Origin of the sequence: Myxococcus sp. AB036A, assembly GCF_006547355.1 — a bacterium.
Taxonomy (GTDB): Bacteria; Myxococcota; Myxococcia; order Myxococcales; family Myxococcaceae; genus Myxococcus; species Myxococcus virescens.
This window is the reverse complement of record NZ_VHLC01000031.1, coordinates 79,531-85,948: the sequence shown is the minus strand read 5'-3', so window position 1 is coordinate 85,948 and position 6,418 is coordinate 79,531. Positions and strand designations below refer to the sequence as shown.

At 71.0% G+C, this 6,418-nt stretch carries 4 protein-coding genes; 1 reads left to right on the top strand and 3 read right to left on the bottom strand.

All coding sequences use genetic code 11. From position 1 onward, the window contains the following. Positions 1-92 precede the first annotated feature (92 nt). Entirely contained in the window at positions 93-932 is an 840-nt protein-coding gene (locus FL344_RS15350; RefSeq protein WP_141619065.1) for a 5'-nucleotidase C-terminal domain-containing protein, read from the bottom strand. Continuing rightward, entirely contained in the window at positions 932-3,748 is a 2,817-nt protein-coding gene (locus tag FL344_RS15345) for a TonB-dependent siderophore receptor (RefSeq protein WP_141619064.1), read from the bottom strand. Before FL344_RS15345 ends, FL344_RS15350 begins: the two co-directional genes overlap by 1 nt. A gap of 114 nt (positions 3,749-3,862) precedes the next feature. Between FL344_RS15345 and FL344_RS15340 the strand changes: the two genes are divergently transcribed. After that, positions 3,863-5,404, top strand: coding sequence for a ChaN family lipoprotein (locus FL344_RS15340; protein ID WP_194863119.1), 1,542 nt, complete (start codon positions 3,863-3,865; stop codon positions 5,402-5,404). A gap of 6 nt (positions 5,405-5,410) precedes the next feature. Here the strand turns inward: FL344_RS15340 and FL344_RS15335 are convergent, their stop codons facing one another. Further along, positions 5,411-6,331 carry a hypothetical protein gene (locus tag FL344_RS15335; protein WP_228565073.1) on the bottom strand — a complete coding sequence of 307 codons (921 nt, stop codon included), beginning with the start codon at positions 6,329-6,331 and terminating at the stop codon, positions 5,411-5,413. Positions 6,332-6,418: the final 87 nt, after the last annotated feature.

The following is a 6,418-nucleotide window of genomic DNA, read 5'->3' as shown; positions in this document are numbered from 1 at the left end:
CCCCCGCCCAGCCGGTGACGGCCGTGGCGGTGGCGCCCTCCGAAGAGCCCAAGTAGTTCCGGAGGGCCGGCTTCACGCCCGGTCCCCCACCCTCACCTGCCCGCGGGCCTCGCGGGCAGGGCACAGTTCTGGAAGACGACTCGCGGCTCCTCGCGCAGCGCCTGCACGGGCGTTGGGTGCTTTGCCTTCATGTACGCCGAAGCGAGGTTGGCTTCCGTACCGCCCAGCTTGCGAGCCTGCACCGGGTTGCGGTCCGGGTTCTGTCCCGCGTTGCCCAGCGCCGCGCCGTAGCCGTCGCCTCCCTCCAGGATGTACGCGTTCATGGCCACGCGGTAGCGGATGGACGCGTCTTCGCGCGCTGGCAGCGCCACGGGCACCCCACCCACCGTCAGTTCGCGCACGCGCGAGCCTTTCGGCTGGGCGCAGTCCACGCGCAGCGAGCTGCCCTTGGACACATGAAGGAAGGCGCCGGAAGGCGACGCGATGCTCTGCCCTTCCAGGTACAGTGCCCCCACGGACAGCTCCAGCATGTCCACGAGCTCCTTCTCCGTGAGGTCCACCGTCACGACGAGGTTCTCGAAGAGGATGAGCTCGTGGAGCACGCCATCCGTGAGCGGCCCCTGGCGCAGCTCGGTCCGCGTGACGCACAGACCTTCCTGGCGCAGCGAGCCGCCGTTGACGACGCCCAGCACCGCGGGGCGTGTGGAGTCATCCTCCGCGTGCAGGAGGGCATCCGCGACGAGCTGGCCCAGCGCATTGTTGTCGTGCCGCGTGTAGACCTTGTCGAGGAGCACATCGTCGGCCAGGTAGCCCACGACGGCGTCGGGGTCCTCCACCAGGGGCTGGCACGAGTCGTTGTAGGCGATGCAGCCGCCGTGGAAGGCGCCCAGCCCGAAAGCGAGCGCGGCGAACAGGGAGCGGGAGCGCGGCATCAGTAGTGGGCCCTCACGGTGAGGAATCCGGACATGCCCTCGCGCGGGAGCAGCCCGGGGACACGGTCCGGACGGGGCACGTCGTCGCGAAGGTCATTGTCGAACAGGTTGTGCGCCACCAGGGCCACCTCGAAGTGCTCCAGGATGGGCTCGGTGCGCAGCTGCGCGGTGATGAGGCTGTAGGACGGAATCTTGTAGCGGCGGATGAGCTCCAGCACGGAGCGGCTGTTGTTGCGTCGCTCCGCGCCCGTGCGCACCACTACGTCGAAATTCACATAGGCGCCGATGGGCATCGTCACGCCGGCGTTGAAGCGCGCCTGCGGCGTGTCGGTGAGCAGGCGGGACTGGGCGGGCAGCTCCAGGTCCTCCGCGCGGGAGATGCTGGCGTTGAGCCACGCATACGCGCGCTTGGAGGCCTCCAGCCGGGCCTCGCCCTCCACGCCGTACACGCGCACGCCCAGCTCGCGGTTGCGCAGCGGGACGATGTTGCCAGACGTGTCCACGGGGACGATGGGCGAGCCGAAGAGGGCCACGTAAGCATTGGCGCGCAGCCGCACGCGCGCGTCCCCCGCCGACTGGATGAGGTCCGCGCCCAGCTCGAAGGTGTCCACCGTGGCGGGCTGGAGGCGCGGGTTCCCCTCGAAGCGGCCCTGGTTGTACTCCGTGTCCGGAATGCGCTCGACCAACTCCTGCAGCGTGGGCGCGCGAAAGGCACGCCCATAGAGGGCCTTGAGCACCAGCGCGTCGGTGGCCGCGAACACCAGCCCCACGCGCGGATTGAGGGTGGGCACGAAGCGGGTGCCGTTGATGGCGCCGGACGCGTCCACCGTGGGCAACTGGGTGGCGTCCATGCGCACGCCGAACGTGAGCGTGAGCGCGTTGACGACGGTCCACTGGTCCTGCGCGAACAGACCCACGTTGAGGCGGCGGGACGCGGCGCCGCCCGTCAGGTCCACCAGGCCCTCCGGCCGCGTCAGGCCATCCGGACGCACCTGGGCGTCCAGGGTGTAGTTCGTCACGTAGTCGTATTCGCCCAGCGACTGCTGCTCCACCACCGCGCCCAGGGAGAGGCGGTTGTAGGCGCCCAGGGCCACGTCCGCGTCCACGGAGCCGGTGAGCGAGCGCACGGAGACGCGCGTCTGCTCCTGCATCCCCTCTTCGAACAGGCGGTTCGTGCCCGTGCCGGCGCTGAAGTCGTGAGGGGTGATCTGAAAGAAGCGGTCGGTGGACTGCTGGTCATACCCGGCCCGCGCGCGGAGCGTCACGTCGGGCCCGAAGGAGCGCTCCCAGGTCAGGTCCGCGAGGAAGACGTTCCAGCCCAGCTTGGAGTCCTCCCCCACCGTATCGAAGAGGCCCACCAGGGCGCTGCGGCGCTCGGTGAGGAAGCGCGCGGAGGCTCCCAGGCGGCCCGCGTCGCCCATGGCGTAGGTGGCGCCCGCGCCCGCGTTGAAGAGGAAGCGCTCGTCGCGGGTGCGCCCCGCCGGGTCCGTCACGTCGCGGAGCCCCTGCGAGCGCGACTCGTCGTCCAGGCCATCGTTCTCGATGACGGTGGAGTCGCCGGCCTGGCTCCACACGTCGATGTCCGCGAAGACGCGCAGATTCCCAGCGGTGTGCCCCGCGGAGAGGTGTCCGTTCCCCGTGACGGCGAGCCGGTCGTCTTGTCCCGGGTAACCGCCGACGGATACGGCCGTGCGAACGCCGTCCGACGTGTCCGTCACGATATTGACGACGCCCAGGAAGGCACCGGCGCCATAGAGAGCGGAGCCAGGACCGCGGATGACCTCCACCCGCTCCAGGTTCTCCACCGGCAGGTTCATCAGCGCCTTGCCGTCGAAGAAGCTGTTGAGGCGGTGGCCGTTGAGGAGGAAGAGCACCTCCGCGTCATTGCGCAGGCCCCGAATGGCGGTGCGGTGGAAGCCCTGCACATCCCTGCTGACCGACAGGCCGGGCACCACGTCCAGGACGTCCGCCACGGTGCGCGCGCCCAGGGAACGCAGCTGCTGCTGACTGAACGAGGCGCCAATGGCGGGCACCGTCCGCACCGCGGCCTCGTGGCGCGTGGCCAGGGCCAGCGTGTCCTCGGCGCTGTAGAGGGCCAGGTCCTCCTCCAGTTCGGACCGCGGGGCCGCCGGCTCACGCGATGCGGCCGCGCTGCCTGCCGCCGCGGAGGTCCGGGACGGCCGTGCCGACGACGAAGCCTCCGTGGGCGCATCCGCGGGCAGGTCCGCCGTGAGCGCGGCCATGGAGTCGTCCTGCGGCGTCGCCGGGGGCGCATCCTTTCGCGGCGCGGATGCCTGCGCGCGGGAGCGCTCGGGCGGAGGCGTGCGCTCGGGAGGCGGCGCAGGCTCGGGCGGAGCGGCGCGCGGCGGCGTCCGGCTCGGCGGGGGCCGGCGCTCGGGCGGCGGCGTGGACCGAACGATGGACGCACTGGCCGGCGTCTCGCCGCCCACGAGCACGCGTGCGGGGCGCGAGGCGGACTGGAAGAGCGGCACGCGCTGGCCATCCGCGGTGAGGCCCTCGACGTAGTACTCGATGCCGGGCGGGACGACGTGCTCCGCGGGAATCACGGCCCGGTACAGGTCGCCGTACTCCCGCTCCATGGGGCGGCGGGCATAGGGCTCGCCCGGGCCTCGGTAGCGCACGTACAGCTCGAGGACGCGGCGGCCTTCCACCAGCGTACCGTCGAGTTGCAGCGCGACGCGCGGCTCGGCGCGTTCTGGTGGGGAATGCAAGAGCCCCGGCTCCTCGGCACGGCCGGGCACCGCCATGACGAGGACCAGGCTGAGGAGGGTCGCGCGAGCGTGTGCGGTCTTCAAGGCTGAGAGCCATGGTCCATTGGCCTTCCGCCCCAGTCAAGGAACGCTCCCGCCACACGGACGCGCCGTTTTTTTGCCGGGCCTGCGGTGGCGTGCGAGGGATTGCGGCACTCCATGCGCGCTTCGCTCGCCTTGCACCTCGCCCTGTTCCGACGCCAGCGCGCGCAGATTGCCCGAGTGGTTGACGGACAGACGGCATCCTTCCGAACCTACGAGGCCCGCTTCCGGCGGCGCACCTCGGGTTACCGGAGCGTCACGACGCTGTCCGCCGTGTACCAGCAGGTCCAGGCGGCGGACGTCGTATACGTCGGCGACTACCACACGCTCCCGCTCGCGCAGGAAACCTACCTTTCACTGGTGGAGCGGGCGCAGGCCTCGGGCCGCCGCGTCATCATGGCGCTGGAGTGCGTGGAGGGCCGTCACCAGGCCACCGTGGACGCCTGGCGCGCCGGCCGCATCACCGAGCGCTCCCTGCTGGCGAAGCTGGGACACGGCTCGGGGGTTTGGTCCAATACGCGCGTCCTGCTCTCCTTCGCGCGCAAGCAGAAGCTGGAAGTGGTGGGCATCGACCGCCGGGCGCAGGGTGAGCGCTCGCTGGAGCTTCGCGACGCCTACGCCGCCGAACGCATCGCCCGCGCCGCCCGCGCGCCGGACCGGCCACTGGTCATGGTCCTGGTGGGCCAGTACCACGTGGCGCCCTGCCACCTGCCCGCGCAGGTGGAGCGCGCGCTCGGCCCGGAGACGCGCAAGGGGCTGGTCGTGTACCAGAACGCGGAAGGCGTCTGGTGGCGGCTGGCGCGCGAAGGCCGCGTTGGCGCCGCGGAGGCCGTGGAGCTGGCCGACGGCACCCTGTGCCTGATGAACGCCTCCCCCGTGGTGTGCCAGCAGAGCTTCCTGGACTACCTGGAGGCGGAGGCCGGAGACGCGCCGCTGTTGGATCGCGGCGCCGCCGAGCGCTTCCGTGAAATGTCCGCGCTGATCGGCCGGCTCGCCGGCGTGCCCGTGGGCCGTTCCCTGGACACGGTGGACGTGGCCACCGCCGCGGACGGCGACGTCCTGGCGCGAATCCAGCGGCGCGGACGCTTCACCCAGGCCGAGCTGACCCAGCTTCGCCGCCACATCCTCTCCCGTGAGAGCAGCTACATCCCCCGCGCGAGGGTGGCCTACCTGGCGTCGCTGTCGCTGAACCACGCGGCGGAGGAAGCGGCGCACTTCGTGCGGCACTGCGCCGTGGGTGACGCCATGGACGCGCCGCGCGGCGCCTCGGAGGCCTTCTACGCGCGCTGCCTGGAAGAGGCGCTGGGCTTCTTCGGCTCGAAGCTGGTGAACCCCCGGCGCACCTGCCTGGGCGTGGCCGAGTGGGCCAAGCGCTTCGGCGAGAGCCGCGGCGTGGAGCGGCAGATCGCCGCCTTCGTGCTGGCCCACAAGGCCACGGAGGCGGAAGCGCCGGAAGAAGCCGTGAAGCTCCTCCCCCTGCGCAAGGACCGCCTGTTCCACGGCGTCAGTCATGCCCTGGGCTATCTGCTCGGAGACCGGCTGTACCAGGCCTTCGACAGTGGCCAGGTGGCCAAGGCGGAGGTGCAGGCCCTGTTCCGCGACCCCTTCGTGGACCCGCGCGCGGCCTACTTCGCCTGGGCCGAACGCCTGGGCATCTGAGCCCGGCTACAAGTCAACCTGTCCCGACGGAGGCGGAGGCGCGGCTTCCTCCTCCATGTCGAGCGGGCCGAACGTCCCATCCGGCTTCAACATCCGCTGCCGCTCCGGCGCTTCGCTCAGCACCCGGATGGCTCCGTCCGGCGTCAAGAAGTAGGCGATGCGGGACGCGGCATGGATGACCGTGAGCGCGCCCAGCTCCGGGTAGAGCATCAGCGTCGCCAGCTCCGTCTCCAACGGCCCCCCGAAGAGGACGTGGGAGTGCGCCGAGCCCTGGTACAGCTCGCCCTCCGGTCCCGGCTCCAGACTGATGGCGAAGACGCTCTGGTGGAGCCGCACCGCCTCTCGCTGCGTGCGCCCGTCGGGGCTGTAGCGGAAGCGGATGTCCCCGCCGAGATAGAAGCGCATGGGGTCACGAGTCCCCTGGAGGACATAGACGGTGAGGTCCCCATCCTCCTCCACGAAGACCACCGGGTTGATGGCCCCCCGCTCGAAGGCCTCCACCGTGGCCAGCATCGACGTCTTCACCGCTCGGGCGACGGGGCTGAAGTCTCCGGGCAGCTCGTTGAGTGGCAACGAAGCCATCTGCTCCGCATCGTCACGCGGAGCCTTGAAGGCATAGGCCGGGGTGAAGGTCCCCGCGTCGTCCAAGGTGCCGAAGAGGGAGTACCACCCATCTTCGCGAGGCACCGTGAAGAACCACTCCATGCGCGAGCGGTCCAGCGCGTCCTGGATGAGGAGCCGGTCCGTGGCGAAGATGGCGGCGCGCTCCGCATCGAAGAGGTACTTCGCCCGCGTCTGCACCCGGCGCAGCTCCGCGTCATCCGGAACGGCCACCGTGGACTCCGAGCCCTCCGGCTTCACGCGGCCCGAGCGCGCGCCGCAACCGAGGAAGAGAACGGCGACGGCCAGCAAGGGGAACACGCGCATGAGGACCTCGTCCGAGAAGGCAGGTCCACGCATTCTGCGCCAGTCGCCCACGAGGCGTCACGCCGCGTGCGCCAGCACGGTGCCCGC

Coding starts and splice junctions, on each gene's coding strand:
- FL344_RS15350 (WP_141619065.1), bottom strand. CDS start 932: ATGCCGCGCTCCCGCTCCCTGTTCGCCGCGCTCGCTTTCGGGCTGGGC.
- FL344_RS15340 (WP_194863119.1), top strand. CDS start 3,863: ATGCGCGCTTCGCTCGCCTTGCACCTCGCCCTGTTCCGACGCCAGCGC.
- FL344_RS15335 (WP_228565073.1), bottom strand. CDS start 6,331: ATGCGCGTGTTCCCCTTGCTGGCCGTCGCCGTTCTCTTCCTCGGTTGC.